24 protein-coding genes and 1 riboswitch are annotated in these 25,259 nt (G+C 59.9%); of the genes, 10 read left to right on the forward strand and 14 right to left on the reverse strand.

What is annotated here, in order from left to right; all coding sequences use genetic code 11:
• Window positions 1-21 precede the first annotated feature (21 nt).
• The 4 genes from ACSOSP_RS14280 to ACSOSP_RS14295 all read right to left on the reverse strand — a co-directional run bounded on the left by ACSOSP_RS14280 (window position 22) and on the right by ACSOSP_RS14295 (window position 4,454).
• Window positions 22-1,215, reverse strand: coding sequence for an acetyl-CoA C-acetyltransferase (locus tag ACSOSP_RS14280; protein ID WP_455307627.1), 1,194 nt, complete (start codon window positions 1,213-1,215; stop codon window positions 22-24).
• Entirely contained in the window at window positions 1,208-2,002 is a 795-nt protein-coding gene (can, locus tag ACSOSP_RS14285; RefSeq protein WP_455307629.1) for a carbonate dehydratase, read from the reverse strand. Before can ends, ACSOSP_RS14280 begins: the two co-directional genes overlap by 8 nt.
• A 21-nt stretch (window positions 2,003-2,023) precedes the next feature.
• On the reverse strand, window positions 2,024-3,823 hold the full coding sequence (aceK, locus tag ACSOSP_RS14290) for a bifunctional isocitrate dehydrogenase kinase/phosphatase (protein WP_455307631.1): 1,800 nt from the start codon (window positions 3,821-3,823) through the stop codon (window positions 2,024-2,026).
• A gap of 178 nt (window positions 3,824-4,001) precedes the next feature.
• The gene (locus ACSOSP_RS14295) at window positions 4,002-4,454 is read right to left on the reverse strand and encodes a MerR family transcriptional regulator (protein ID WP_455307633.1); all 453 of its coding nucleotides are present in this window, start codon (window positions 4,452-4,454) and stop codon (window positions 4,002-4,004) included.
• 111 nt (window positions 4,455-4,565) lie between these two features.
• Here ACSOSP_RS14295 and ACSOSP_RS14300 point away from each other — a divergent pair, with 111 nt between their 5' ends.
• Window positions 4,566-5,645 (forward strand): MBL fold metallo-hydrolase, encoded by a 1,080-nt coding sequence (locus ACSOSP_RS14300; RefSeq protein ID WP_455307635.1) that lies wholly within the window; start codon window positions 4,566-4,568, stop codon window positions 5,643-5,645.
• Between the two features lie 50 nt (window positions 5,646-5,695).
• Here the strand turns inward: ACSOSP_RS14300 and ACSOSP_RS14305 are convergent, their stop codons facing one another.
• The gene (locus tag ACSOSP_RS14305) at window positions 5,696-7,282 is read right to left on the reverse strand and encodes an ABC transporter substrate-binding protein (RefSeq protein ID WP_455307637.1); all 1,587 of its coding nucleotides are present in this window, start codon (window positions 7,280-7,282) and stop codon (window positions 5,696-5,698) included.
• A gap of 245 nt (window positions 7,283-7,527) precedes the next feature.
• A riboswitch (yybP-ykoY riboswitch) is annotated at window positions 7,528-7,701 on the forward strand.
• Window positions 7,702-7,841: 140 nt separating this feature from the next.
• On the opposite strand from ACSOSP_RS14305, the gene ACSOSP_RS14310 reads away from it, so the two are divergent.
• A complete protein-coding gene (locus tag ACSOSP_RS14310; RefSeq protein ID WP_455307639.1) occupies window positions 7,842-8,852 on the forward strand; it encodes a sodium:calcium antiporter in 1,011 nt (336 codons plus the stop codon).
• 115 nt (window positions 8,853-8,967) lie between these two features.
• Here the strand turns inward: ACSOSP_RS14310 and fliT are convergent, their stop codons facing one another.
• The 3 genes from fliT to ACSOSP_RS14325 all read right to left on the reverse strand — a co-directional run bounded on the left by fliT (window position 8,968) and on the right by ACSOSP_RS14325 (window position 12,494).
• On the reverse strand, window positions 8,968-9,267 hold the full coding sequence (fliT, locus tag ACSOSP_RS14315; RefSeq protein WP_455307641.1) for a flagellar protein FliT: 300 nt from the start codon (window positions 9,265-9,267) through the stop codon (window positions 8,968-8,970).
• Window positions 9,268-9,297: 30 nt separating this feature from the next.
• On the reverse strand, window positions 9,298-10,872 hold the full coding sequence (gene fliD / locus ACSOSP_RS14320; RefSeq protein WP_455307643.1) for a flagellar filament capping protein FliD: 1,575 nt from the start codon (window positions 10,870-10,872) through the stop codon (window positions 9,298-9,300).
• Window positions 10,873-11,030: 158 nt separating this feature from the next.
• Window positions 11,031-12,494, reverse strand: a complete 1,464-nt coding sequence (locus ACSOSP_RS14325) for a flagellin N-terminal helical domain-containing protein (RefSeq protein WP_455307645.1) — start codon at window positions 12,492-12,494, stop codon at window positions 11,031-11,033.
• Window positions 12,495-12,741: 247 nt separating this feature from the next.
• Here ACSOSP_RS14325 and ACSOSP_RS14330 point away from each other — a divergent pair, with 247 nt between their 5' ends.
• On the forward strand, window positions 12,742-13,689 hold the full coding sequence (locus ACSOSP_RS14330) for an aldo/keto reductase (RefSeq protein ID WP_455307647.1): 948 nt from the start codon (window positions 12,742-12,744) through the stop codon (window positions 13,687-13,689).
• A gap of 362 nt (window positions 13,690-14,051) precedes the next feature.
• Complete coding sequence (rpsU, locus tag ACSOSP_RS14335) at window positions 14,052-14,264, forward strand: 30S ribosomal protein S21 (RefSeq protein WP_031357080.1); 213 nt, start codon at window positions 14,052-14,054, stop codon at window positions 14,262-14,264.
• Between the two features lie 280 nt (window positions 14,265-14,544).
• Here the strand turns inward: rpsU and ACSOSP_RS14340 are convergent, their stop codons facing one another.
• From ACSOSP_RS14340 to ACSOSP_RS14350, 3 genes are all read right to left on the reverse strand, one after another.
• Window positions 14,545-14,904, reverse strand: a complete 360-nt coding sequence (locus ACSOSP_RS14340) for a hypothetical protein (protein ID WP_455307649.1) — start codon at window positions 14,902-14,904, stop codon at window positions 14,545-14,547.
• Between the two features lie 162 nt (window positions 14,905-15,066).
• On the reverse strand, window positions 15,067-15,492 hold the full coding sequence (locus ACSOSP_RS14345; protein ID WP_455307651.1) for a hypothetical protein: 426 nt from the start codon (window positions 15,490-15,492) through the stop codon (window positions 15,067-15,069).
• Window positions 15,493-15,973: 481 nt separating this feature from the next.
• The gene (locus ACSOSP_RS14350) at window positions 15,974-16,615 is read right to left on the reverse strand and encodes a DNA-3-methyladenine glycosylase I (RefSeq protein ID WP_455307652.1); all 642 of its coding nucleotides are present in this window, start codon (window positions 16,613-16,615) and stop codon (window positions 15,974-15,976) included.
• Between the two features lie 298 nt (window positions 16,616-16,913).
• On the opposite strand from ACSOSP_RS14350, the gene ACSOSP_RS14355 reads away from it, so the two are divergent.
• Both ACSOSP_RS14355 and ACSOSP_RS14360 read left to right on the forward strand, forming a co-directional pair.
• Window positions 16,914-17,816: a BadF/BadG/BcrA/BcrD ATPase family protein gene (locus tag ACSOSP_RS14355; RefSeq protein ID WP_455307654.1), complete on the forward strand. Its 903-nt coding sequence runs from the start codon at window positions 16,914-16,916 to the stop codon at window positions 17,814-17,816.
• A 39-nt stretch (window positions 17,817-17,855) separates the two neighbouring features.
• Window positions 17,856-18,692 (forward strand): Cof-type HAD-IIB family hydrolase, encoded by an 837-nt coding sequence (locus tag ACSOSP_RS14360; RefSeq protein ID WP_455307656.1) that lies wholly within the window; start codon window positions 17,856-17,858, stop codon window positions 18,690-18,692.
• 164 nt (window positions 18,693-18,856) lie between these two features.
• Here ACSOSP_RS14360 and ACSOSP_RS14365 read toward each other — a convergent pair whose 3' ends face one another.
• Window positions 18,857-19,141 carry a hypothetical protein gene (locus tag ACSOSP_RS14365; RefSeq protein ID WP_455307658.1) on the reverse strand — a complete coding sequence of 95 codons (285 nt, stop codon included), beginning with the start codon at window positions 19,139-19,141 and terminating at the stop codon, window positions 18,857-18,859.
• A gap of 347 nt (window positions 19,142-19,488) precedes the next feature.
• The gene (gene aqpZ, locus ACSOSP_RS14370; protein WP_455307660.1) at window positions 19,489-20,208 is read right to left on the reverse strand and encodes an aquaporin Z; all 720 of its coding nucleotides are present in this window, start codon (window positions 20,206-20,208) and stop codon (window positions 19,489-19,491) included.
• A gap of 294 nt (window positions 20,209-20,502) precedes the next feature.
• Between aqpZ and ACSOSP_RS14375 the strand changes: the two genes are divergently transcribed.
• Complete coding sequence (locus tag ACSOSP_RS14375) at window positions 20,503-20,808, forward strand: H-NS histone family protein (protein WP_031357088.1); 306 nt, start codon at window positions 20,503-20,505, stop codon at window positions 20,806-20,808.
• 220 nt (window positions 20,809-21,028) lie between these two features.
• Here the strand turns inward: ACSOSP_RS14375 and ACSOSP_RS14380 are convergent, their stop codons facing one another.
• Window positions 21,029-22,099, reverse strand: coding sequence for a glycosyltransferase family 4 protein (locus tag ACSOSP_RS14380; protein WP_455307662.1), 1,071 nt, complete (start codon window positions 22,097-22,099; stop codon window positions 21,029-21,031).
• A 771-nt stretch (window positions 22,100-22,870) separates the two neighbouring features.
• On the opposite strand from ACSOSP_RS14380, the gene motA reads away from it, so the two are divergent.
• The 3 genes from motA (at window position 22,871) to ACSOSP_RS14395 (ending at window position 25,209) form a co-directional block, all read left to right on the forward strand.
• The gene (motA, locus tag ACSOSP_RS14385) at window positions 22,871-23,731 is read left to right on the forward strand and encodes a flagellar motor stator protein MotA (protein ID WP_031357091.1); all 861 of its coding nucleotides are present in this window, start codon (window positions 22,871-22,873) and stop codon (window positions 23,729-23,731) included.
• A gap of 33 nt (window positions 23,732-23,764) precedes the next feature.
• Window positions 23,765-24,745 carry a flagellar motor protein MotB gene (gene motB, locus ACSOSP_RS14390; protein ID WP_455307664.1) on the forward strand — a complete coding sequence of 327 codons (981 nt, stop codon included), beginning with the start codon at window positions 23,765-23,767 and terminating at the stop codon, window positions 24,743-24,745.
• An 83-nt stretch (window positions 24,746-24,828) separates the two neighbouring features.
• The gene (locus ACSOSP_RS14395) at window positions 24,829-25,209 is read left to right on the forward strand and encodes a response regulator (protein ID WP_455307666.1); all 381 of its coding nucleotides are present in this window, start codon (window positions 24,829-24,831) and stop codon (window positions 25,207-25,209) included.
• Window positions 25,210-25,259: the final 50 nt, after the last annotated feature.

A 25,259-nucleotide genomic window follows, 5' to 3' on the forward strand; every position in this document is an offset into this window, starting at 1 on the left:
ACGCTGCTTTAAACCAGTTCCTTAAACCAATTCGATACCCATCGCCGTAGCTTCCCCGCCGCCGATACACAAGCTCGCCACGCCTCGTTTCAATCCGCGCTGACGCAACGCGCCGATCAAGGTCACGAGAATCCGCGCGCCCGATGCGCCGATCGGATGTCCCAGCGCGCATGCGCCGCCGTTGACGTTGACCTTGTCGTGAGGCAAATCGTGTTCCCGCATGGCGGCCATCGCGACCACGGCGAACGCTTCGTTGATCTCGAACAGATCGACTTCGTTTGCGCGCCAGCCGTTTTTATCGAGCAGCTTGCGGATCGCGCCGACTGGCGCCGTCGTGAACAACGCCGGTTCTTGCGCGAAGGTGCTGTGTCCGACGACCCGCGCGAGCGGCGTGACGCCGAGCCGCTTCGCCGTGGATGCACGCATCATCACGAGCGCGGCGGCGCCATCGGAGATAGACGATGCGTTCGCCGCCGTCACCGTGCCGTCCTTTGCGAACGCGGGTTTGAGCGTAGAAATCTTGTCGATATTCGCCTTGAACGGCTGTTCGTCGTGGTCGATAACGGTATCGCCCTTGCGTCCCGCGACCGTCACCGAAGCAATTTCCCAATCGAACGAACCGTCTTCGTTTGCCCGCTTCGCACGACGCAACGACTCAACGGCAAACGCGTCCTGCGCTTCCCGCGAAAACTTGTACGACCCGGCGCATTGCTCCGCGAACGCGCCCATCAGCCGGCCTTTTTCATACGCGTCCTCAAGGCCATCGAGGAACATGTGATCGAGCACCTGACCGTGGCCCATGCGCATGCCGCCACGTGCCTTCGGCAGCAAGTACGGTGCATTGGTCATGCTCTCCATCCCGCCCGCGACAATCACGTCCGCCGAGCCGGCCAGCAACATGTCGTGCGCGAACATGGCGGCGCGCATGCCGGAGCCGCACATCTTGTTGACCGTCGTGCTGCCGACGGACAACGGCAAGCCCGCGCCGAGCGCGGCTTGCCGCGCGGGCGCCTGACCGAGTCCGGCGGGCAGCACGCAACCCATCACGGCTTCTTCGATCTGCTCCGGCTTGAGGCCGGCGCGCTCGACTGCGGCGCGAATCGCGATCGAACCAAGTTGCGGCGCTGTCACCGTGGCGAAGTCGCCTTGGAAAGCGGCCATCGGCGTACGCACAGCCGATACGATCACCACCGGATCAGTCACGAAATCAGTCATGTTTCAGCTCCTTGATCACACCTTTCACAATAGCGGGGATATCGCCGAGACGGGCGGCGTCGGAGGCGAGCACATCGTTTTCCGCTGAATGTTCGCCGCCGCGCGCCAGCGACGCGATGCATTGCTGATACGTCGGTTCCACTTCCTCCGATCCGCTGATCATCATCCCCAGGTTGCGCACACGGCCGTCGTGTACGCCGTAGGTCCAGCCATGAACCGTGATCTCCTGGCCACGCGCCCACGCATCGCGCAGGATGGTCGTATGGCACACGTTCACCGTCTGTTCGATGGTGTTCAACTCCACCAGCCGGCGATTCCGCGCGACGCCCATCGGCCATTCCTCGAGCAGCGCGGAATGCTTGTCACGCACGTCTTCCACGTGACGCAGCCAGTTATCGGCGAGACCGACGCGCCGGCCGAGGAGCGCCGCACCTACGCCGGAACAGCCGTAGTGTCCGACCACCATGATGTGCTTGACCTTCAGCAGGTCGACCGCGAACTGGATCACGGACAGGCAGTTGAGATCCGAGTGAACGACCACGTTCGCGATGTTCCTGTGCACGAACACCTCGCCCGGCGGCAAGCCGATGATCTGGTTAGCCGGCACGCGCGAGTCCGAGCATCCGATCCACAAGTACTCGGGCGCTTGCTGGTCCGCGAGACGTGAGAAATACTCGGCGTCTTCCGAGAGCTTGCGATCGACCCACTTCAGGTTGTTATCGAACAGGTGGGAGAGCGGGTTGTTGTCGTGGCTTTCAGGGCTGTCGATGTTTTCGCTATTGGACATGGTATTCAGTTCGGATAGGTTTCATGCGGCGCGTGCTGCGGGTGCGCCGGCCAGAAAACGCTCAGGATAACGAACGCAAAAACGGATACCGCGTTCGTACGGAAAGAAGTCGGCGAGCTCGCCGTTAAGGATCTGTTCCTTGTGCTTTTGCCAGAGAGCGGGGTCGAAGAAATCGGGGTGATGCTTCATGAACACGTTGCGCACGCGCGGGTCGCCGAGCAGGAACGTGTCGTAGGTTTCGGGGAAGATGTCATGCGGCCCGACGGTGTACCACGGCTCGCCCGACATCTCGTCTTCCTCGTTGCGCGCTTGCGGCACCCGGCGCACGTTGCAGTCGGTCAGGTACTCGATCTCGTCGTAGTCATAGAACACCACGCGGCCGTGGCGCGTGACGCCGAAATTCTTGTAGAGCATGTCGCCCGGGAAGATGTTGGCCTGGATCAGTTCCTTGATCGCGTTGCCATATTCCTTGATGCCATGCTCGATTTCCAGCAGCGTGCCGTTCTGCAAATACAGGTTCAACGGGGTCATGCGGCGCTCGATGTACAAATGCCTGATCACCAGGTTATCGCCTTCGTGTTCGATCATCGAAGGGACCTCTTTGATGAGCTCTTTGAGCAGCGCATCGTCGAGGCGCGACAACGGTAACGCGACGCTCGAATACTCGAGCGTATCGGCCATGCGTCCAAGACGGTCATGGCGTTTGACGAGCTGATACTTGTCCTGGATCTTCTTGCGCGTGGTTTCCTTGGGCGGCGGAAAGGTGTCCTTGATCAGCTTGAACACGTACGGAAAAGAGGGCAGCGTGAACACCAGCATCACGAGCCCCTTGATGCCTGGCGCGATGACGAATTTATCGCTGGAATGCGAGAGATGATGCAGCAAGTCGCGATAAAACAGGTTCTTGCCCTGCTTCTGCAAGCCCACCGATGTATAGATTTCCGCCTTCGGTTTGCCCGGCATGATCGAGCGCAGGAACTGCACATACGCCGACGGCACTTCCATATCCACGAGGAAATACGAATGCGAGAAGCTGAAGATGATCAGCACTTGTTCGCGTTGCAGCAGGACCGTATCGAGCGCAAGCAGGCCGGGCGACGCGTGACGTATGGGCACGACGAAAGGTATCACCAGATCACCGTTGATGATCCGCCCCACTATGTACGCCGCCTTGTTGCGAAAGAACAGCGACGACAGCACGTGAATCTGGAAATTAGGCGCAGCCTTGAACTCGCCGAACGCTTCGGTAATGGCTCGCATCAGGCATTGAACATCGCGCTGCAGATCCTCGAACGGCGGCTCGAGCTGGAAGTTCGTCACGATCCGTTCGAATGTCGCGGTGAGGCCATCTTTACCCGGGTAATACGCGCGATAGGTCGGCTTGGCCGCGGGCTCGTCGTTCTCGATGTACTCCGTCGAAATAGCGGGCCGCACGAAGATGAAGTCGTTGCTGAAGTACGAACGATGCAGGATCTTGCAGCACACGGAGTTGAAGAAAGTCTCCGCGCACTCGGGCTGCCGGTGCGAAGTCAGCAAGCCGATGTAATGCAGCTTGATCTGCTGCCAGATTTCATCGTCTATGTTCTCGGCGTCGTACTCGTCTTCCAGACGCATCACGCACTCTTCCACCCGATCGTCGTACGACGTGATGCGCTCGCGCGCCAGCCGCTGCAGCGCGTGCCAGTCGCCGGCCTCGAATAGCCCCTTCGCCGCGATGGCCGCATCGCGAAACACGCAATAGTGACGGTCGAAGCCTTCGAGCAGCGTTTCCGCGACATCGAAGCCAATCTGCGACGACAGCAACTTGGGAAAGTGATTCATTTCGACCCTGCACTTCGTGTGGTGTCGTCCGACATGCGCTCAGTGCGCTACGTGATTACGTCTTTGCGTTAGTGATAAGCATCAAACCCGACTTCGAATCCGGCCGACGAATCCGGCCGATATTGTATCGCCGGACGTTTTTGTTCCTCGACAGCAGCCGTTCTTGCCCGTTGCAAGCTCAGGGCACTTTCACCCGTGTCTCCGTCGGAACAGTCGAAACTGCCGCCTTGCCCGTGCGTTTTTCAGCGTTCGCTGAAAGCAGCGCACGGCCTTGCGTTTCGTACGCCGAGAGCTCGGCGAGCGTCGCGTTCAGGTCCTCCAGTTGCCGCTCCAGCACCGCGCGATGCGCCGCGATAGTGTCCAGGAACGCATGCAACTGTGCGGTCGTGCCGGTAGGCGAGTCGTAGAGATCGAGCAGCCTGCTCACCTCCAGCAACGTGAATCCAAGCCGTTTGCCACGCAGCGTCAGCTTGAGCCGCGTGCGGTCGCGCGCCGAATACACGCGACGCATGCCGTTCGTGCCAACGCGTGCCGGCGTGAGCAAGCCCTGGTTCTCATAGAACCGGATCGCCCGCGGCGTGATCTCGAATTCGCGTGCCAGTTCGGTGATGGTGTAGCGCGTGTCTGTCATTGAAATTACAAGGTTCCCAACGCTTTTCTGAAGCCGACGCTAAAATGAAGGTTAACGTTAGCGTCAACTTGGCGGCAATGCAACAACTGACAACCCGGAGACCCGACCCGCATGAACCCGCTCGAACAGCAACTCGATTACGTTTTCGCAGACCGTCTTCCTGAGAGCGGCCATTCGATGGAAGTCACGCCCGGCGTGTTCTGGGTGCGCATGCCGCTGCCGTTCGCGCTCGATCACATCAACCTGTGGGTCATGCGCGACGAGATCGACGGCGTGGCGGGCTGGACCATTATCGATTGCGGTATATCAGACGAAACGATCCGGGCGAACTGGGAGCGCATCTTCGACACGCTGCTGGACGGCCTGCCGGTGCTGCGCGTGCTCGTCACGCATTGCCACCCGGACCATCTCGGTCTTGCAGACTGGATCTGCAATGGCGGCGACAAGAAGCGATGGGAGCCGGTCAGGCTCTGGATGTCGCTTGGCGAGTACGCGATGGGCCGCGTAATGTCCGCCGGCGATGGTTCCGACGCGGGCGGCGAGCGCGCGGCGCGGCACTTCGCCCGGCATGGCATGACCGACCCGGCATCGCTTGAAGCGCTGCGCAAGCGCGATACGTATTACCCGAAGCTCGTACCGTCGATCCCGCCGGTTTATCGCCGGCTACGCGATGGCGATAAGGTGCAGATTGGTGGCCGCGAGTGGGAGGTGGTGACGGGCTTTGGTCATTCCCCTGAACATTGCGCGTTCTTCTGTGCTCAGACGAAGGTACTGATTTCCGGCGATATGGTGCTGCCGCGCATATCGACGAACGTCTCGGTGTTTGCAATCGAACCGGAGGGCAATCCGCTCGCGCTGTTCCTGGGTTCACTGGGCCGCTACGAGTCTCTTCCCGCCGACACACTCGTGCTCCCTTCGCATGGCAAGCCGTTTCGCGGCATGCATACGCGCATCGGACAGCTTCGGGATCACCACTCGGCGCGTTTGCAGGAAGTGCGTGAAGCTTGCGCGCTCAAACCGCAAAGCGCCGCCGACATCGTCCCGCTCATGTTCAAGCGCCCGCTCGATGTGCATCAGATGACGTTCGCACTCGGCGAAGCGCTGGCGCATTTGCACCTGCTTTGGCTGCAAGGCGAACTCGTGCGCCAAACCGACAACGAAGACGGCGTGATCCGGTTCGCGCCAAAGTAAAAAAGCCGGGCGTTTGCACGCCCGGCTTCATCAGTGAGCCACCGCAGTGACTACTGTACCGCGACGTTAGCGAAGTTCTGCCGTCCGAACGGACTCACGCGATATCCGCTGACATTGCTGCGTGTAAGCGCCGCTGCCGTCGGATAACCGAGCGGAATCCACAGCGCCTGGTCATGGATAATCTGCTGCGCCTCGGTATAAGCCTTGGTCCGCTTGCCTAGATCCGCAGTTTCCTTGCCTTCATCGATCATGCGGTCCAGCGTCGGATCGCAGAAACGCGCGAAGTTGATGCCCGAGCGCACGGCGGCACAACTGAAGAGCGGCGACAGATAGTTATCCGGATCGCCGTTGTCACCGGCCCAGCCCATGAACAACATGTCGTGCTGACCCTGCTTCGCTTCCTTGATCAGCTCACCCCATTCGATCACCTTCACCTGCGCCTTCACGCCGATCTTCGCCAGGTCCGCCTGCAGCAACTCCGCGCCCACCTTCGGATTCGGGTTCAGCACGCTGCCGTTCGGACGCACCCAGATTGTCGTGTCGAAGCCATTCGGGAAACCGGCATCGGCGAGCAGCTTTTTCGCGCGATCGACCGAATACGGATACGCCGTGATCTGCTTGTCGTAGCTCCAGGTGTTCGGCGGAAACGGATTCACAGCGGGCGTGGCGGTGTTTTCGAAGACCGTCTTCAAGTACGTCGTGCGATCGAAGGCGACGTTCAACGCCTCGCGTACCTTGGGGTTATCGAGCGGCTTCTTCTGCGTGTTCAACGCAACGAACGCCGTCATGAACGCCGGCGTCTCGACCACTTTCAACGAGCTGTCCTTCTTAGCGTCGATCACGTCCTGCGGTTTCGGCGACAACGCGATCTGGCATTCACCCGCCTTGATCTTCTGCGCGCGCACGGAGGCGTCGGGCGTGATGGCGTAGATCAGCCGGTCCACTTTAGGCTTGGGTCCCCAGTACGTCGGGTTGACGTCGTATCGGATCACGGCGTCTTTCGTGTAGCCCTTCAGAACGAACGGACCGGTGCCGATCGGCTTTGAATTCAGGTCGGTTTCATGGCCGGCCTTGAGCAGCTGGTCGGCGTATTCGGCCGAATAGATCGATGCAAAGCCCATGGTGAGAATGGGCACGAAGGTCGCGTTCGGCGTGTTGAGCTCGAACTTGACCGTGTTGTCATCGACCTTGGAGACGGACTTGATCAGCTTGATCAGGCCCATTGACTGCGCGTGCGGGAAGCCGCTCGCCCCCGCCACCTTGTGCCACGGGTTGCTCTCGGAGAGCATGCGGTCGAAGGAGAACACCACGTCGTCGGCGTTCAGTTTTCTCGATGGCGTGAAGTAGTCCGTGGTCTGGAACGCCACGTTCGGCCGCAGATGAAACGTGTAGGTCAGGCCGTCGGGGCTCACGTCCCATTTCTCGGCTAGCGCGGGCGTGACCTTTTTCGCGACTTCATCGTAGGAGACGAGCGTGTTGAAGATCACATCCGCCGATGCGTTGGTCGTCACCAGCGAATTGAATTGCACGACGTCGAAGCCATCCGGGCTCGACTCGGTGCACACAGTGAGCGGTTTCGCGATCGCGAGCACCGGCGCGATGGCCAGTACAGCGGCTGCGAGCATTCTGAAGCGCATGGGATCTCCCGTTACGAGCGTGGTCGCAAAGTGTTAGTCAGTCAGACGTTTCTTATCACGGCGGTTGCAGCCTATTGTACGGTGCGCTCGATCGGCTGCTTCAGCGCAACGAACGGCCCCCGTGGCCGTAGCTTACTGAACCGTTATTTCCGCTACAACGACCGATTCGGGATATCCATATGGGGTTAGTGACAGTTTCTTGAACATCCCTGCGGCCGGTTGCCTAATCCACGGACCCACGCTAAACTCGTGGCCGTCTTTGGGGAGTAGCCTTCCTTCCGCAATGGGAGGAGGACGCGTCAACATACTCGGCTTGTCTGCCGTGGCGCGTTCGACCGGTCAGGTTTGGCGAGACCATGGGTGCATCTTGTCGTTCACGGTCGGACGGCGCGGGATTGCATCCTGGTTCGCTGACGTCCGACCGTGAAATTATCGTGTCCCCAAAACAAAAACACCCCAGGCCTGCCCCAGGCCAACTTCTTCGTGCCTCGGTTTCCCTGCCGTTGTTCCGCCGTTTTCACTGCGTCCCCTGTTCGCTAGTTTCATCGCGAGGTGCCGCATGACGCTGCTTTTCGTGCAACTTGCGCTGATGCTCGTGGTGATCCTGGCGGCATCGGAACTCTTCACCAACGCGCTTGAACATCTCGGCGAAAAGCTGGGCATCTCCGAAGGGGTCACCGGTTCGCTGTTCGCGGCTATCGGCACGGCGCTGCCGGAAACTACCGTGCCGATCATCGCGTTGATGGGCGGCACGGCCAGCCGTGCGGTGAACGAGGAAATTGGCGTGGGCGCCATCCTCGGCGCACCGCTGATGCTCGCGACTTTGTCCACCTGCCTGATGGCCGTCGCCGTGCTCAAGATGCGCGGTTTCAAGGGGATCGTCGCGCCGGAACACAGCGGTTTCACGCGCGATCTCAACTTCTTCCTCTGCGCTTTCCTGATTGCCGCCGGCGCCATGTTCGTGCCGCATCACGCATGGCAAGTGCGCGCGCTGTTCGCCGTGGGGCTGGTCGGCGTGTACGTCGCGTATGTGGTGTCGACGTTCCGTGCGTCCGCCGGTCTTGTCGAAAAAGGCCACGGCACTGAAGCGCCCGAGCGGCTCCTGATCTCGCGCTTCGGGTTACCTACTTCGCTCGCGACCATCGTGTTGCAGATGGTTCTGGGCACGGCGCTGCTGGTTGGCGGTGCGAAGGGGTTTATCGCCGGCGTTGAAGGGGTCTCGCAGGTGCTGGGGATATCGGCGTTGCTCCTATCGCTGATCATCATCCCGATCGCAACCGAGCTGCCCGAGAAGGTCAATAGCATCATCTGGGCGCGGCGCGGCAAGGACACGCTCGCGTTCGGCAATATCACCGGCGCAATGGTCTTCCAGGGCACGCTGCTGCCGGGTATCGGCATCATGCTGACGCCGTGGGAACCGCGCGTGGAGGTGATGACCGGCGTTTTCATCACGCTCGCGGCGGCCGCATGGCTGCGCTTCAACGCGAAGAAGGGTGGGATCGTGCTGTGGGCGCTGCTGGTGAACGGCGGGCTTTATGCGCTGTATCTGGTGCTGACGCTCGGGCGTTAGCCCATAAGAAAACACCCCGGAAGCACGCAGGCGCCCGGGGTGCTGACGCGGCCAAAGCGCCAGGCGCGCGGGGTTTTTTGCTGCTGTAGCAGAACCAGGATAAGGCGCCGTCAGGTCAGAGCTTGGCGACCTGGTGATACTTGCTGGTAGCCTGGATTTTCTTCATCGCCGAACTGTATTCGACCTGCAATTCCGATTGCGTCGTCTTCGCATCCGCGGCAATGGCGACATCGATTGCCTGGATCCGGTTGATCACCTCCATGGCCGTGGCGTCCTGTTCCGGCGTCAATTCCATGAAAAGCGGCGTCCGCTCTTCAGTCAGGCGGGCGGCTTCCTGCCAGTCCGCCATGGCCGCTGCGTGCTGGATCGCGAGCGTCAACTCGAGCAGGCGGTCGATCAAACTGTTCTGTTCCATGTCGATTTATCCTCTGCGGACCTTGGCAGCTTAGCCGCTCGCCCCTGTTGCGAGTGCACCCGCGCTATTTGAGCCGCCGAACAGTTGCGTCAGGTACTGCGAATTGTTGTTCATCGTGGCCATCAGAGTATTGAGCGCGGTGAATTGCGCCTGATACTGGCTGGTCAACTGCGCCGTGTAGGCGGTCAGGCTGGTTTGCTGCTTCGTGACGCTCGCCAAGTCCGTGTTCACCGCACTCTGGCTGTTCGAAATCAAGCCGCCCGTGCCCAGCCACGAGTTAAGGCTCGTCGTCATTTGCGCAGCTACGCCGGTGGTCGAATTAAACAGGGCCGCGACCCCCGACGGATTGCTTTGAAGCGCTGCGGCGAGCTTGGTGGAATCGATTACCAGTGAGCCCGCCGGCTGCGTCGCGCTGGCTTGTCCCTGCAGCGTGATCCCCAGCGCCCCAAGAGAAATTGTGGAGCTGCCGTTCTTCACGCCGCTGCCGGCAATCTCCGCCAATGTGTTCTGGATGGTGGCAAGCATCGGGTTGGAGGCCAGCACGCCGCCCTGCGAACTCGCTGCCTGCGAGTTGTCGTTGCCGACCTGGCCGTACGTGGTGACCAGGGTGTTATAGAGGGTGACGAAGCTGTTGATCGCGGTCGATGCCGTGGCGGTGTTCTGCGCCACAGTCAGCGTCTGCGCCGTGCCGGCCGGTGTACCAATAGCCGCAGCCGTGAGGTTCAGGGTGACACCCTGGAGTGCGGTGGTCACCGAGTTGGTGGAACTCGTCGCTGCTGTCCCGTCGATAGTGAACGCGGCGTCTTGTGCGGCCGCGGTTTGCGTCCACGCGCTCGTGCTCACCGCCGACGTGAATGTCGATGGATTCCCGCTGGTGCCGGCAGTGGACGTAACGCCGAGGCTGGACAGGCCGGCATCGCTCGCGACGTTGCTCACTGAAACATTGATCGTGTTCGATGCCCCCGTGGCCGTCGAGCGCAAGACCAGATGCGCGCCGTCCGAGCCGGTCACGACCGTGGCCGTGACGCCCGGGTTGTTCGACGCCGAGTTGATCGCGCTGGCAATGCCGCTTACCGTGTTGTTCGACGACGTGATGGCGAGACTCATCGACTGGCTGCCGACCGAGATGTTCATCGTGCCGGTACCGAGCGCCGTCGTGCTGCCGAACGCGGCCGATGAAAGCGTCTGCGAGCTGGCAATTTGCGTGACCGCAACGGAATAAGTGCCCGCTGACGCAGTGCTGCCGGCGGTCGCCGTCAGTCCGGTACCGCTTGCGGTCGCGGTGTACTGGCCGAGAGCGGTGCCGTTGGAAAGTGAGGCGATACCAGCCTGCAAGGCGGACAGTGCCGCCTGCAACGCGCTGATGGCCGAAAGTTGGGTGTTGTCGTTCGTCTGCTGCGCGGAGAGCGTGGCGGTCTGACCTGCCACCTTCGCATTGACGAGGCTCGTCACGAGCGACGAGACATCCAGCGACGAATTTCCCGTAGAACCGCTGATGATGGATTGCGCGGCGGCCGCTTCGGCTGCCTGGGTGGCGGCTAAAGTGGCGGCTGCTGTGGCCGCGGCCGTGGCGGAGGCGCTGGAGGCGCCGGAAATCGTCGACATTGAGATGCTCCGTACGTCGGTTTTGCTTTTGAGCCTGAATGATAAACGTTTGTAAAACGTGTAGGGGAGGCAAGCCTCCCCAAGCAACACATTCGGCCGGCGCGTAGTGCGGTAGTGCGATGCGCCGCACTACGCGAGGGCCATTACCGCAAAAGCTATTACTGGAGAAGCTTCAGAACTTGCTGCGGGTTGGAGTTGGCTTGCGCCAGCACCGAGATACCTGCTTGTTGCAGCACTTGCGCCTTGCTCAGGTTAGCCGTTTCTGCAGCGAAGTCGGCGTCCGTGATTTGCGACTGGGCGCCCGACAAGTCGGTCGATTGCGATTGCTGTGCCGAGGAGATCGACGTGAAACGGTTTTGAGCAGCACCCAGGGTTGCCTGGATGTTGTTGACCGTTGCGAGCGCGTTGTCGATCGATTCCATTGCAGCGTTCGCGCCTGCCGTCGTGCTGACGTCGACTGCCGAAATTGCCGGCGGTGCATTGTTGCTGGCAACCTGGGTCAGCACGCCACCGGTGGTGCCCGTGCCACCGGCCGCACCCGGAGTACCAAGGGTTGAGGGTGCTTTACCGGCGACGAGCGCAAACGTCGCAGGCGTCGTGCCAGGAACAGCGGCCGTGATGGTGAAGTTGGTCGTCACAGCGGCGCTGTTGTTTGCGAGCTGATTGCCGTTCTGATCAAAGAACTGCAATCCCGAGTTGCCGTCCGACTTCACTGTAATCGACGTGATAGCGCTGGCGCTGGTCGACGCAGCTCCCGTGGAGGGGTCGATCGCGATGTTCGAAATCGTGCCAAGGGTTTCGCCGGCGGTCGCAGTAATGGTGTTCGCAGCGCTGATCGTGGTCACAGCATTCGCGGTAGTCAGCGGGTTAGTCGCTGTCGCGCTGTTGACCGTGAGTTGGCCGCTAGCATTCGTGGAGAACAACGCGCTCGACGTCGCTGTCGAGATGGCCTGGTTGTTCTGGTCCGTAAAGGTGTAGCCGCCGTTGCCATCGGACAAGACGTTGATCGACGTGATGGCGCCTGCTACGCCCGCGGCAGGAATCCCGCCGGCCGATGTCAAGTCAAGACCGGTAATCGTGCCCAGCGTGTTGCCCTTTTGCACCGTGCCGCCACCAAGCGAAGCTGCCGACAGGCTTTGCGTCAGGTTCAGGCTGATCGTCTGGCCGACGTTCGCGCCGACCTGGAAGCTCACGTTACCTGCGGAGCCGTCCAGAACGTTCTTGCCGTTGTAGTTCGTTTGCGATGCCACGCGGTTCACTTCAGCGACTTGCTGCGCTACTTCTTGTTGCAGAGCTGCCTGGTCGCTTGACGACAGCGAGCCGCTCGATGCCTGCACGGCCAGTTGACGAATGGTTTGCAAGCTCGTCGTGATCTGCGCCAGACCGCTCGATGCCGTCTGGATCATCGAAACGCCGTCGTTCGCATTCGAAACGCCTTGGTTCAAGCCGTTGATCTGCGTTTGCATACGGTTCGAGATCGCGAGACCAGCTGCATCGTCTGCTGCGCTGTTGATGCGCTTACCGGACGACAGGCGCGTGATGGCCTGCGACAGCGCGCTTTGCGAGGTGTTCAGGTTTTGCTGAGCGACCAGCGAGTTGATATTGCTATTGATACCGATCATTTGGATTTCTCCTGAAAGAACTTAAAGGGCTGTTATGGCTACTGCACGGTCCTGTTGCTTGGCGGTTCCGAGCGTGGTAGCCGGCCGCCTACATGGGTTAGCGGCCCATGAAAAAAAAACTTGAGGACTAAGGTAAGGATTTGTAGGGAGAATAGTGATTGCCCGGCCGCCTGCGAGCCGCGGGATTCGCGGGTATTCTTTTTCGTTCAGTTATCGCGCGTTTGCCTACAACAGCCCGGGAGCAACCATGCAGCAACGCACTATCGGTACGTCAGACCTCAAAGTCGCGCCGCTCGTTTTCGGCGGAAATGTATTCGGCTGGACCGCCGACGAACGTACGTCGTTCTCCATCCTCGACGCCTTCGTCGACCACGGTCTTAATTTCATCGATACCGCCGACGTCTATTCCGCCTGGGTCGACGGCCACCAGGGCGGCGAGTCGGAGACCATCATCGGCAAGTGGCTCAAGGAAAGCGGCAAGCGCGACAAGATCGTGCTGGCGACCAAGGTCGGCCTGCTGAGCACGCGGACGGGGCTGTCGGCGGCAAATATCGAGGCTGCCGTCAACGACTCGCTCAAACGCCTGAAGACGGATTACATCGACGTCTACTTTTCTCATCGGGACGACGATAAAACGCCCCTGCTCGACACGCTCGGTGCATATCAAAAGCTGATTACGGCTGGGAAAGTGCGCGTAATTGGTGCGTCCAATTACAGCGGCGAAAGACTGGAAGAGGCACTGAAGATATCGGCGAAAGAGGGGATCGCGGGTTATCAGGTGCTTCAGCCTGAATACAATCTCTACGATCGCGCTGGCTACGAGAACGACCTGGAACCGGTTATCAAGGCGCACAAGGTGTCGGTGGTGACGTATTACAGCCTGGCGAGCGGCTTTCTGAGCGGAAAATATCGATCCAAAGCCGATACCGAGAACAGTGCCCGAGGCGCGAAAGTGTCGGGCTACCTGAACGATAGGGGCTTGAGAATCGTGAACGCGCTGGTTAAAGTGTCAGACCGCCATGACACGGAGCCGGCGGCGGTCGCGCTTGCATGGCTGATCGCGCGGCCGGGCGTCACGGCGCCGATCGCGAGCGCGACATCGGTCAAGCAGCTCGAAACCTTGGCCCACGCGACCCGGATTACTTTGACGCCTGAAGACGTCGCACTCCTCGACGAAGCCAGCAATCCGGACTGAAATCGGCAAAAAGCACGCATCATCATGGGGTTGCCCGTCTCCAAACCTCCGTGCAGAGGTGTTTCGGGGTTGGCGACGGGGCGGCGATCTGATAACATCTCGCCCGAATCGAGATTTTTGCCCGATGGCGCAGCTATTTTTAAGCGACGCCGGGCGGCCCGAAGTGCGCTGTTCGTTTTCGACAGACTGCGCATGCCGTGATCGGCGGTGAAATCCCACCTCTCTCTTTTCCGGCCTCCGTGGCCGCTTTGCTCGTGTCCGCTGTTGTTGGGTGGACGATCGGAGTGCCGGCGCGCGGCGTTGCCTTAGTCGGTACGCTTCGCCGCGCAGTCAGAAAAACGTATCAGCGATTTAGGACATCCATGACCACTATTGTTTTGAAAGAAAACGAGCCGTTCGACGTTGCGATCCGTCGCTTTCGCCGGACCATCGAAAAGAACGGCCTGATCGCCGAACTTCGCGAACGTCAGTCGTATGAAAAGCCGACGACGGCACGCAAGCGCAAGAAAGCGGCAGCAGTCAGCCGTCTGCGCAAGCGTCTGCGCAGCCAGATGCTGCCCAAGAAGCTTCACTAAGTCTTGGCCGGTTGCAGCCGGATTGATAGGCTGCACCAAGCAAAACGGCGATGCCGCCCGCAAGGGTTGCATCGCCGTTTTGCTTGTCTGGTTTGATTTGCCGGTTTTAGTTCTGGCGTTACTTCGGCTCGCGGCTCAACTGGTCCGCCCGCCTTGGCTGGAATTCTGCGGCTGAATTTTGGATTCCTGGCTCACGCACGCCTGAGTGAACCTTCCTCATTTTTCGCTCTTGTCCCGCCTTGGCGAGCCATCGCCTGAGCTGGCGGGCGTCTATTCGCGCCTAAACAAACGCGTGCCGTTCGCCCACGCGCGCCAGGAGCTGGGGCCATTCGTCTACGTCGGAATCGTCGTGAACTTCTTCCAGTTCGATCAGCAACTCGACGATGTCCGGATCGTAGGCATCAACCTCCGACGCATACAGCGCGCGCAATAATGAGCCGTCCTTTGCGTGCCGGTAGTACGAGATTCCAACGCCCTCGATCTCCGGCCGATACAACTCGTCGGCGATCAGCGAACCGATAGCGCACTTGCGGCCGTTGCCGCTGCGCAGGCGGCACGAACCGTTTTCATCTTCTGACACAGCCCGTTGGGTAAGCAGATGGTTGCTCACGCGTTCGTAGATGTCTCTCGCGGTTAACATGGCATTGCTCGTTGCTTTGACTATTGCGTTACTCGCATGCGGCGTATTTATTTATTCGTTCGATATCTGCGCGGACACGGTTCCTTCATGGGTCAGTGCGAGGGAATCGTTTCAGCAACCTAAGTGCCCCGCGGAGCCTCTCAAATTCCTGCCCAGGTCCGCTCAGGCTGCTGACTTAAGTCGATCCGCCGACAAGTTGAACTGCCGGGCAATTGAGGCAAAGCGTTCACGCCATTCCCACTTGCCGAACACGTCGTGCACGTTTTGCAGGCAACTAAGCAGATCGACGGTTGTTGGATCGTAGACGTTGATGTTCGAGCGCAAAAGCGCGCGCTTCAGCGCAGCCACCCCGACGTCCATGTATGCCGGCACGGTTTCGGGCCCTTTGCCGACAAAGCGAATGGGCACGCCTTCCATGGCGGTCATGTAGTCGCGCGCCTTGATGAAGCTGCCGACAGGACAACCGCCGCAATAGCCGCGATATGCACCGCCGCCGTGCGGCAACAACACTGCGTGGCCCTGGCCAAACAAGTGATGCACGGCACGATCGAAGATTTCCTGGTGCGTCAAAAAGTGGAGGTTTTTCATTTTGGGTTCTCCCCTGCACCGACAACCGCGGTGCTTCATGGGTTTTCTTCCAACAGCGTTATCAGTATCGGACGCGGACTCGGTAGCCATAGCGCGGTCGACCACATAACCGCGTCATTTCTACGGGTTGGCTACTTTGCCGCGATCGTTCGCAAAGTCTGAATACGCTTTGGTAAGCAGAAGGAAGAGGCAGTTGCTTCGGAGTGCAACTGGCTCGCCGGAAAAAGCCGCTTACAGTGTATTTATAGCGGTTCTTTTCGGTAAAAAAGTAGTGCTATGTGCGGTTGGCCGCAATTCTGACATGATGTCTGACTTCTTGCACAGGGGCACAATTCCCTCAGAGGCTTTGTAGTAAAGGCTTCAGAGCATGATTCACCAAGCGGACACGGCTATCGTCGGGATTTTCCCTGACGAGGGCGTAAACCGCGGAAGATGTTGCGAAAACGCAATACGCGTATCGGAAATTGCTAGAGCAAAGTACCTAATTTGTTCGAGACTTGGCCGATTCGCGCTTGGGGACGGCTGTGCTGTTGCGTAACCGGCAGAAACAGGCGGTCTCGTGGTCGTTGACCATGCCGGTTGCCTGCATGAACGCGTAGCAGATGGTCGTTCCAACGAATTTGCAGCCGTATTTTTTGAGGGCGCGGCTCATGGCGTCGGAGATTTCGTTGGAGGCGGGCGCCTCCGCATAGGTTGGGCGCGGGGTGTCGATGGGCGTGTTGCCGACGAACGACCACACGAAATCCGCGAGCGAATTGTGTTCCGCCTGGATGCGCTGCACCGCGCGGGCGTTGGCGACGGCCGCGGAGATCTTCGCGCGATTGCGGATGATGCGGCTGTCGAGCAGCAATCGGGCCGCGTCGTCTTCACTGAAGGCGGCCACCCGGTCGATGTCGAAGTTGTGGAACAAAGCCCGGTAACCCTCACGCTTGTTCAAAATCGTCAACCACGACAGCCCGGCCTGCGCGCCTTCCAGTACGAGCATTTCGAACAGGTGACGATCATCACGGGACGCAACGCCCCATTCCTCGTCGTGATAGCGGGCGAGTGATTCGGTTGTTACCCAGCCGCAGCGGTGCGGCTCGGTGTTGTCGTCTGGACGGGCTTTCTTCGGGTTTGTCATGTCGGATTCGGGGAGTGCGTGGTTAGCGTTCGATCAGCATAGGCGCAAGGGCAAGGGGAGAACAGTCGGCCGATTGGCCGGGTTCTCGGGCGATTTGCCGCGTATGCCCCGTTTCCAGCGGCTCTCCGGACGCGTGGGTATAACGAACAAGCACAATGTTCAGTCCCAACGGAAGTTGCCCCATGACAGAAGGTTGCCCGATGGTTACCCGATACGCTGGTTGTCCTGCTGCGCGTCAGACCCCATAGCCCGTTTGGCCGAGTGGCGGCGCGCCGATCGTGCCGTTAAGCTTGCAGGCATGACTACTTCAATCTACACACATAAGTACCTGATCGGTGTCGATGGCGGCGGCAGCGGTACGCGCGTCGTCCTGGCGGACACGGAAGGCATTGAACTGGCACGTGCGATGAGCGGGCCGTCGGGCCTGGCGCTCGGCGTCGAGCGTGCATGGGACTCTATCGAAGTGGCGTGCTTGCGGGCGTTCGAAGCAGCGGGACTGCCGTTCGAGTGGAGCGCATGTGCGCTTGGCTGTGGCTTGGCCGGCGTGAACCACGCGGGTTGGCTGGCGCAGTTCCATGCAGCCGCGCCGGATGGGTGCGCGCTTGCCGTCGAAAGCGACGCTTTCACCACGTTGCTCGGCGCGCATGGAGGAGAACCGGGTGTGATCGTGGCGTTGGGAACGGGCAGTATCGCCGCGTCGCTGGATGCGGGCGGTCAGTTCGCGATTGCAGGCGGTTATGGTTTTCCGAGCGGCGACGAGGCGAGCGGAGCGTGGCTGGGCTTGCGGGCGGCCGTGCATCTGCAGCAGGTGCTGGACGGCCGGGCGCCCGCCGACGACTGGTCCGCGGCGTTGCTTGCGTGTACGGACGCGACTGATCGGGACAGCCTCGTCGTCTGGCTATGTGCGGCGAACCAAACGGCTTATGCAACGCTGGCGCCAACGGTTTTCGAACACAGAAAACACCCGTTTGCGGCGCGCCTTCTTGAGGAAGCGGGACGCGAGATCGCAAAAATGGTGTCGGCGCTGGACCCGGATCGGTCCCTGCCGGTCGCGTTGTGTGGCGGGTTGGCTGTACCGCTGGCGCCATTCGTTCCGGACGAACTCCGCAGCCGCTTGCGTCCGCCGCTCGCGGACTCCGCTGCAGGCGCTCTGCAACTTGCCCGCCGCGCCGCAAGCCGGAAATCGGCCCATGAGGGCTAAAATGCCAGGTTCCTAACGGCTTAAAGGAAAGCGCTTCCCATGTATTCCATTATCGCAACCGATCTCGACGGCACCTTGCTCAATAGCGACCATCAGGTCGACCCGTTCACTGTCGAAACGGTCCGCGAGCTGGAGGCGCGCGGTGTGCGTTTCATCATCGCGACGGGCCGGCATTATCGCGATGTGGTCGGGATTCGGAAAGTGCTCGGCATTGACGCGTATTTGATCACATCGAATGGCGCCCGCATTCACGCGCCGGACAACGAGCGTATCTACGCTCGCGACATCGCTCCGGCGGCGGTGCGCCGTCTTGCCCAACCCGATCTGGCGGGAAGCGAGCGCGTGATCGTGAATCTCTTCGCCGACGACGCCTGGCTGATCGACCGTCATGCACCCGAACTGCTGGCGTTCCATCAGGATTCGGGCTTTGACTACGACGTGATGGACCTGCGTGAGCACAACGGCGAGAACATTGCGAAGGTGCTGTATATCGGTGAGCCGGACGATCTCAAGGTGACTGCGGCGAATCTCGAACGTGAATTCGGTGATTCTGTCTACGTCACTTATTCGATGCCGGATTGTCTCGAAGTGATGACGTCTGACGTCTCGAAGGGGCGGGCGTTGCAGTTCGTGTTGGACCGGTTGGATATTGACACTGCGCATTGTGTCGCTTTTGGCGACAACATGAACGACATCGATCTGCTCGAAACCGCGGGCCGGCCGTTCATGATGAACAACGCAAATCCTGCGCTGAAAAAGCGGCTGCCGAATGTCCCGCGGACCGGCAACAACTTCGAGGCCGGCGTTGCGCATCAATTGCGTGCGTTGTTCGGCATGACGGATGAGCTCGCCGCGCCGGCTCGAGCTGACGAATAAAGCACCGAAGGCTACAGGCGCCGGGAACAACCGAGACCGTCACTCAATGCGGGGTCGGCCGGCATTGCAGGGGTAGCCTGAACCCGTAACAAAAAAGGGAGCGCCTCGATCAGCCGCTCCCTTCGTCCGAACAACCCTTAACGAACTTCTTCACCTCGCGTTACTTACCCGCGACGATTCCAGCCGTCGTGACCGTGGTCACTGTGATCCCAACCGGTACGGTTCCAGCGTCCGCGATCCGGTCCGCCCCGGCGATCGTCCCGATGACCCCAGACGGGCGGCGGAGCCTGATAGTACGGCGCGGGCTGGACATAGACCGGTGCAGGTTGCACATACCCGGGCACGCCTAGCGACAGCCCAATAGAAAGATCCGTGTGAGCTTGCGCGGCGCCAACAGCGCCTATCGCGAGACCGGTGGCAACCAGCAGATGAGTGACGATGCGCTTCATGGTGTTCTCCTTTTAGGGCGACGCGTGTCGCATGACTCCAATCTACGCAATGGCTGTTTTACGAGTATCGACGAGTTGTTAGCAGATGAAAGTGCTGCGAAAGTTGAAAGTCAGGGTTTGTCCGCAGAGTAAATACCAGTAAAGCCTTGCCAGCCCTCGTCTGTCGGACAATTCCCCTGCCTCATATAGGTAAACCCACATTTAAAACCCTCGCAGGCCGTAAGCCGCCATTACATTTGTCGCGGATTATTCATATTGCAGCATCGTATCGACGCGATAAAAACGAATTGCGTAATAAAAAACGGGCGCTTAGCGCCCGTTTTTTATCTGTGTTCACCGCTTTTTATTTATGCTGCAGCAAGCGCCCGGTTCTTCGCACCCGTCAGCAACGGATAAACCACACCCGCGATGATGGCGCCAACGATAGGAGCCACCCAGAACAGCCACAGTTGTTCCAGCGCCGCGCCGCCCACGAACAGCGCAGGGCCCGTGGAACGCGCCGGGTTTACCGACGTATTCGTGACCGGAATCGAGATCAGGTGGATCAGCGTCAGGCACAGGCCAATGGCGATTGGCGCAAACCCGGCTGGTGCGCGGCTGTCGGTGGCGCCCAGGATCACGAAGAGGAAGAAGAACGTCATCACGACTTCACACACGAGCGCTGCGATCATTGTGTAATGACCCGGCGAGTGATCGCCGTAACCATTGGTGGCAAAGCCGCTGGCAACCAGGTCGAAGCCCGGCGCGCCACTGGCGATCACCGACAACACGTACGCGCCGATCACGCCGCCCACGACCTGGGCCGCAATGTACGGAACCAGGTCGCGGACCGGGAAGCGTCCTGCGACCGTCAAACCGACGCTCACCGCCGGGTTCAGGTGGCAACCCGAAATGTGGCCGATGGCGTAGGCCATGGTGAGAACAGTCAGGCCGAACGCCAGCGCTACGCCCGCGAAGCCGATACCAAGTTGAGGGTAACCCGCGGCCAGCACTGCGCTGCCGCAGCCGCCCAGCACGAGCCAGAACGTACCAAACATTTCTGCGCCGAGGCGCTGTCCTAATCGCATGATTCGTATTCCTAAAAATATATAAAAAACCGAAACAATTCCGACGCTTGTGACCATGGGTATTTGTACGGATCACTGCGGCGGGTAAGCAGTGTAATCCGAGTCTCGGGACTAGTTGTCAACAATTGTTAAATCGTCAGGAACTAACGGAACTCTTATTAGGAATGCCCTATAGTTTCAAGACTCTTCTCATTCGCATTAGGACTTTTTGCAATTGCGTGTTCAAACGTTGCATCTTTTAATCGATGCCGCTACGCTTCTCAATAATCGCGGGCTATTAGAAAGGATTGGGAAATGTCGCAATACACCGAGCTCAAGGCGCAGATCGCCAAGCTTCAGGAACAGGCGGAGGAGGCACGCCGCGCAGAACTGGAAGCAGTACTGGCGGATATCAGGCGCAAGATCGTCGAATATGGGCTCACGGCCCAGGATCTGGGACTGACAGTCGTCCGTCGAGGCCGGCCTCCCAAGAAGGAGCCGCTGCCGCCGATCTATCAGGACCCCAAGTCAGGCAGCACCTGGAGCGGCCGCGGCAAACCGCCGAAATGGATTGCAGGAAAGAATCGAGAGCGCTTCCTGATTAGTCAGGCGCATTCTTAAAAGTGCTTGGTGACTGCATCGAATAGTGCAGACAAAAGTAAAACAAAATCTCGTCATCAATGACAACAAAAAAAATCCGCCCGAAAGGGCGGATTTTTTTGCCTTGCAATAAAACGGTGGGTGAATGATGCGACCAACGTTCATCGTCGTTTCCAATCGAATCGCCGCCGTAATTTAGAACAATTCCAAGCGGCGCCCGGTCTCCAGGCAGCCGAATAACTTAGCCGATCGCCACCCGGCGCAATACCGGACGCCTGGCGGCTTGCAACAACGCGGTATAGCTTTCGACGTAGTTCAGCGCCATGGTCTTGGCACTAAAGCGACGTTCGAATTGCGCGCGAATTTCGGTACGCGAGAGCTCGTCCAGGCGTTGAAGCGCGCCGACCGCGCCTTGCACGTCTTCGCAAATGAAGCCCGTCACCCCGTGGTCGATCACTTCCGGCACCGAACCACGATTGAACGCGATCACCGGCGTACCGCACGCCATCGCCTCGATCATGACCAGACCGAACGGCTCCGACCAGTCGATAGGGAACAGCAACGCCTTGGCGCCCGACAGGAACTCGGGTTTTTGCTGCTCGTTGATCTCGCCGACGAATTCCACACTGGCTTTCGACTCAGCCAGGAGCGGCTCGATCACGGTCTTGAAGTATTCCTGGTCGACCTTGTCTACCTTGGCGGCAATCTTCAGCGGAAGACCACTTTGCGCCGCGATCTTGATGGCGAGATCGGCCCGCTTTTCCGGACAGATACGGCCGAGGAACGCGAGATATTCTGGCTTCTTGTGCGTTTGCGGCGTCAGCAACTTTTCCGGCAGCCCGTGATAGATCGTGTTGAGCCATCCAGCCTGCGGAAGCGGCACGCGCTGCGAATCCGAGATCGATACGACCGACGCATCAGGAAACGCGCTGAACACAGGTTGCAGCTCGGGCAAATCCAGCCGGCCATGAAGCGTGGTCAGAAACGGCGTGTCCATTTGCGAGAAAATCGAGAACGGCATGTAGTCGAGGTGAAAGTGCAGCACATCGAACTCATGAGCCCGGCGGCGGACATTCTCAAGCAGAAGCGCATGCGGTGCATTCCAGTCGCGGATGGACGGATCCAGGCGCAACGCGCGCGGCCAGGCGGCTTCCAGCTTCGCCTTGGTTTGCGAGTCGCCGCTTGCGAATAGCGTCACATCGTGGCCGAGATCAACCAGTGCGTCTGTCAGATACGACACGACGCGCTCAGTGCCGCCGTAAAACTTCGGGGGGACCGCTTCGTGCAACGGTGCAATTTGTGCGATACGCATAACGTGACTCTCCTGTTCGTGAGGGCTTCGACGCGCAGTCTTCGGAACAAAAACAACGAAAACCGGTAAAGCCTTGGCAGACGGGCCAGCGTCAATGCTGCCGCCCCCTGAAAGTAGGACCCGGATGAATCGGGTTATCCCTTACGACCCATTATCGGGATGACCCTGTGCATCAACGAGTCATTTTTCAAACGCTTAACCTTGTTACAGGCCGAAACACCGGCCGTTACGAGGCTTGGGCGAATTGCCGACGTCCTTACTTGGCAAGCGATTGCGCCTTCGTCATCAAATTGCGCAGTGCAAGATGCATTGCCCAGGACGCCAAATACAGCAATGCGTGTGCCACCGCGCAGGCATGGTGGTCATGGCTCTCTTGTGTTGGCTTCAGCGCTTGCCCGGGAAATTAAATGCTCGCCGCGTAAAGATTTACCTGGGTTCGCCGTTACTCAGGCAGTCAGCCCGGCCGGCTCGAAACATCGATTCGTCCGATCTCGAAGCGCAAAAGCTTGCTTACAACTTGGTACCGATTCGTAAGCTTCGAATCGGCATCTTTGCCCGGGTTTCTTGCTGACGCGAGCCCCCGCGGCGTAGCAAGGCGGCCGAACCGGCTCGCCAGCCGACTGCCTTGGAGGCGTGAATGCACCGCCACTCAAGACGCTGCACGGTGTCCGACCCGCTGTCCCCATCCGCGATTTCCCTTCAAAGTTTTCCCGCCACTTGCCGTAAACCACTTAACGGCGGTTTCGCCGATGCAACCAAGAGGGTTCGATTGTGCTGATTTTCATCGGAACACTAGTGACGCTGTTGTCCGTTTTCGGCGGTTATGCGCTGGAAGGCGGCCATCTCGGCGCATTGGTCCAGCCCGTTGAAATCCTGATGATCGCCGGCGCCGGCGTGGGAGCGTTCATCCTCGGCAACGGCATGAAGACGATCAAGTCCACGCTGCGCGTGATCCCGACGCTCTTCAAGGGCTCCAAGTACAACAAGGACGTGTACATGGAGCTGATGGCGCTGCTCTATGTGCTGCTCGCAAAAGCGCGCAAGGAAGGCACGCTGACGCTGGAGTCCGACATCGACGATCCTTCCAAAAGCCCGATCTTCGGCCAGTACCCGAAGATCCTGGCGGATCACCACATCGTCGAATTCCTTACTGATTATTTGCGCCTGATGGTCGGCGGCAACATGAACGCGTTCGAGATCGAAAGCCTCATGGACGAGGAGATCGAGACGCATCACGCGGAAGGCGAAGGCCCGGCGCAGGCGCTGCACAAGGTAGGCGACGCAATGCCGGCGTTCGGTATTGTCGCGGCCGTGATGGGCGTGGTTCACACCATGGCGTCGGCCGACCAGCCGCCGGCCATCCTTGGCGAAATGATCGCGCAGGCGCTGGTCGGGACGTTCCTCGGCATCCTGCTTTCCTATGGATTGATCGGCCCGCTCGCGAGCGTCGCGGAACAGCGCGTGGCGGAGTCGACGAAGATGTTCCAGTGCATCAAGGTGACGATCCTGGCGAGCCTGAACGGCTACGCGCCGGCTATCGCGGTGGAGTTCGGCCGCAAAGTGCTCTTCTCCACCGAGCGTCCGTCGTTCTCCGAACTGGAAGAACACGTGCGCCGCGTGAAGGCGAAGTAAGCACCTTCAGCGACCGAGCGCCCCGAGCCCGCCATGCCGACCAACAAAGATCGTCCGATTTTCATCAAGCGCATCGTATCGAGCAAGAAATCGCATCACGGTGGTGCCTGGAAGCTGGCGTACGCCGACTTCATGACGGCAATGATGGCGTTTTTCTTGCTGATGTGGCTGCTGAGCGCGGTCTCGCCGGTGCAGCGCCAGGGGATTGCCGAGTATTTCAACATGCCGCTGAAGAACGCGATCATGGGCGGGCAGGGTAGCGGCATGGACTCCAGCATCATCAATGGCGGCGGGCGCGATATTTCAAGCCCCGAGCCGGGCACGACCCGCATGAGCGACGGTACGCGGCACGTGCAGCGGCTCGACGAACAGACGTTGAGAGCGGCGCAAGGTGAACTCGAACGGCGCGACCTGGCTCGCCTGCACGACCTGCAGGTCAAGCTGATGGCCGCGATTGAAGCAAACCCGGTGTTGCGCCAGTTCAGGCAGCAGATCCGGATTGATTCGACGCAGCAGGGTCTGCGCATCGAGATTGTCGATACCCAGAAGCGCCCGATGTTCGCGCTCGCAAGCAATAACGTCGAGCCCTACATGCGCGACATCCTGCGCGAGATCGGCAAGGCGCTCAACGACGTACCGAACCGGATCGTGGTGCAGGGACACACCGACGCCACGCAATATGCGGGCGGTGAAAAGGGTTACAGCAACTGGGAGCTGTCGGCGGACCGCGCGAACGCTTCGCGGCGCGAGCTGATCTCGGGCGGCATGGACGAGTCGAAGGTATTGCGGGTGCTTGGACTTGCATCGACGCAGAACCTGAACAAGCAGGATGCTTTCGATCCCGAGAACCGGCGCATCAGCATCCTTGTGTTGAACCACAAGTCGGAAGAGTCCATGACGCGCGAGGACCAGCCGGCGACCACGATTACCAGCAACGCAGGCGGCCCGGGCGAGCTCAAGCCCAACTTCGGCTCGCTGGCGCCGGCATTACCGGCCAAGCCGGCTGCGCCGTGACGGTTGCACCAGGACACACGCTCACGAGAACACGAGAGCACCAGAGGCACGACAAGAACATCGGACAGAGGGCTGCAAACATCATGATCAAGAACATTCTGGCTGTCGACGACTCGGCTGCCATGCGGCAAATCCTTTCGGCGACGTTTGTCGCGGCGGGGTATCGCGTGGTGGTGGCTTTAGATGGGGCGCAAGCGTACGAAGCGGCGCTCGCCGAACAGTTCGATCTCGTGATCACCGACCAGAACATGCCGGCAATGAGCGGCCTGGAGCTGATCGGAAAATTGCGCGGGCATCGTGCGTATGCGAATACGCCGATCCTCGTGCTGACAACCGAGTCGGGCGAGCCCTTCAAAGCCGCCGCGCGCGCAGTGGGCGCGACCGGCTGGCTCGAAAAGCCGTTCGACCCTGACATGCTGACCGAACTGGTCGTCACGTTGTCGGGAGCGGAACACCCGCACTGAAGCAAACCGTTTTTGCATGAAGCATCAGGCACGAAGAAAACATCAGCTTT

It is taken from the genome of Caballeronia sp. KNU42 (genome assembly GCF_053760385.1).

Coding starts and splice junctions, on each gene's coding strand:
- ACSOSP_RS14355 (WP_455307654.1), top strand. CDS start 16,914: ATGACTACTTCAATCTACACACATAAGTACCTGATCGGTGTCGATGGC.
- can (WP_455307629.1), bottom strand. CDS start 2,002: ATGTCCAATAGCGAAAACATCGACAGCCCTGAAAGCCACGACAACAAC.
- rpsU (WP_031357080.1), top strand. CDS start 14,052: ATGACCACTATTGTTTTGAAAGAAAACGAGCCGTTCGACGTTGCGATC.
- ACSOSP_RS14345 (WP_455307651.1), bottom strand. CDS start 15,492: ATGAAAAACCTCCACTTTTTGACGCACCAGGAAATCTTCGATCGTGCC.
- ACSOSP_RS14280 (WP_455307627.1), bottom strand. CDS start 1,215: ATGACTGATTTCGTGACTGATCCGGTGGTGATCGTATCGGCTGTGCGT.
- ACSOSP_RS14395 (WP_455307666.1), top strand. CDS start 24,829: ATGATCAAGAACATTCTGGCTGTCGACGACTCGGCTGCCATGCGGCAA.
- ACSOSP_RS14340 (WP_455307649.1), bottom strand. CDS start 14,904: ATGTTAACCGCGAGAGACATCTACGAACGCGTGAGCAACCATCTGCTT.
- ACSOSP_RS14360 (WP_455307656.1), top strand. CDS start 17,856: ATGTATTCCATTATCGCAACCGATCTCGACGGCACCTTGCTCAATAGC.
- ACSOSP_RS14365 (WP_455307658.1), bottom strand. CDS start 19,141: ATGAAGCGCATCGTCACTCATCTGCTGGTTGCCACCGGTCTCGCGATA.
- ACSOSP_RS14380 (WP_455307662.1), bottom strand. CDS start 22,099: ATGCGTATCGCACAAATTGCACCGTTGCACGAAGCGGTCCCCCCGAAG.
- ACSOSP_RS14310 (WP_455307639.1), top strand. CDS start 7,842: ATGACGCTGCTTTTCGTGCAACTTGCGCTGATGCTCGTGGTGATCCTG.
- fliT (WP_455307641.1), bottom strand. CDS start 9,267: ATGGAACAGAACAGTTTGATCGACCGCCTGCTCGAGTTGACGCTCGCG.
- ACSOSP_RS14300 (WP_455307635.1), top strand. CDS start 4,566: ATGAACCCGCTCGAACAGCAACTCGATTACGTTTTCGCAGACCGTCTT.
- ACSOSP_RS14350 (WP_455307652.1), bottom strand. CDS start 16,615: ATGACAAACCCGAAGAAAGCCCGTCCAGACGACAACACCGAGCCGCAC.
- ACSOSP_RS14295 (WP_455307633.1), bottom strand. CDS start 4,454: ATGACAGACACGCGCTACACCATCACCGAACTGGCACGCGAATTCGAG.
- aceK (WP_455307631.1), bottom strand. CDS start 3,823: ATGAATCACTTTCCCAAGTTGCTGTCGTCGCAGATTGGCTTCGATGTC.
- ACSOSP_RS14330 (WP_455307647.1), top strand. CDS start 12,742: ATGCAGCAACGCACTATCGGTACGTCAGACCTCAAAGTCGCGCCGCTC.
- ACSOSP_RS14305 (WP_455307637.1), bottom strand. CDS start 7,282: ATGCGCTTCAGAATGCTCGCAGCCGCTGTACTGGCCATCGCGCCGGTG.
- ACSOSP_RS14375 (WP_031357088.1), top strand. CDS start 20,503: ATGTCGCAATACACCGAGCTCAAGGCGCAGATCGCCAAGCTTCAGGAA.
- aqpZ (WP_455307660.1), bottom strand. CDS start 20,208: ATGCGATTAGGACAGCGCCTCGGCGCAGAAATGTTTGGTACGTTCTGG.
- fliD (WP_455307643.1), bottom strand. CDS start 10,872: ATGTCGACGATTTCCGGCGCCTCCAGCGCCTCCGCCACGGCCGCGGCC.
- ACSOSP_RS14325 (WP_455307645.1), bottom strand. CDS start 12,494: ATGATCGGTATCAATAGCAATATCAACTCGCTGGTCGCTCAGCAAAAC.
- motB (WP_455307664.1), top strand. CDS start 23,765: ATGCCGACCAACAAAGATCGTCCGATTTTCATCAAGCGCATCGTATCG.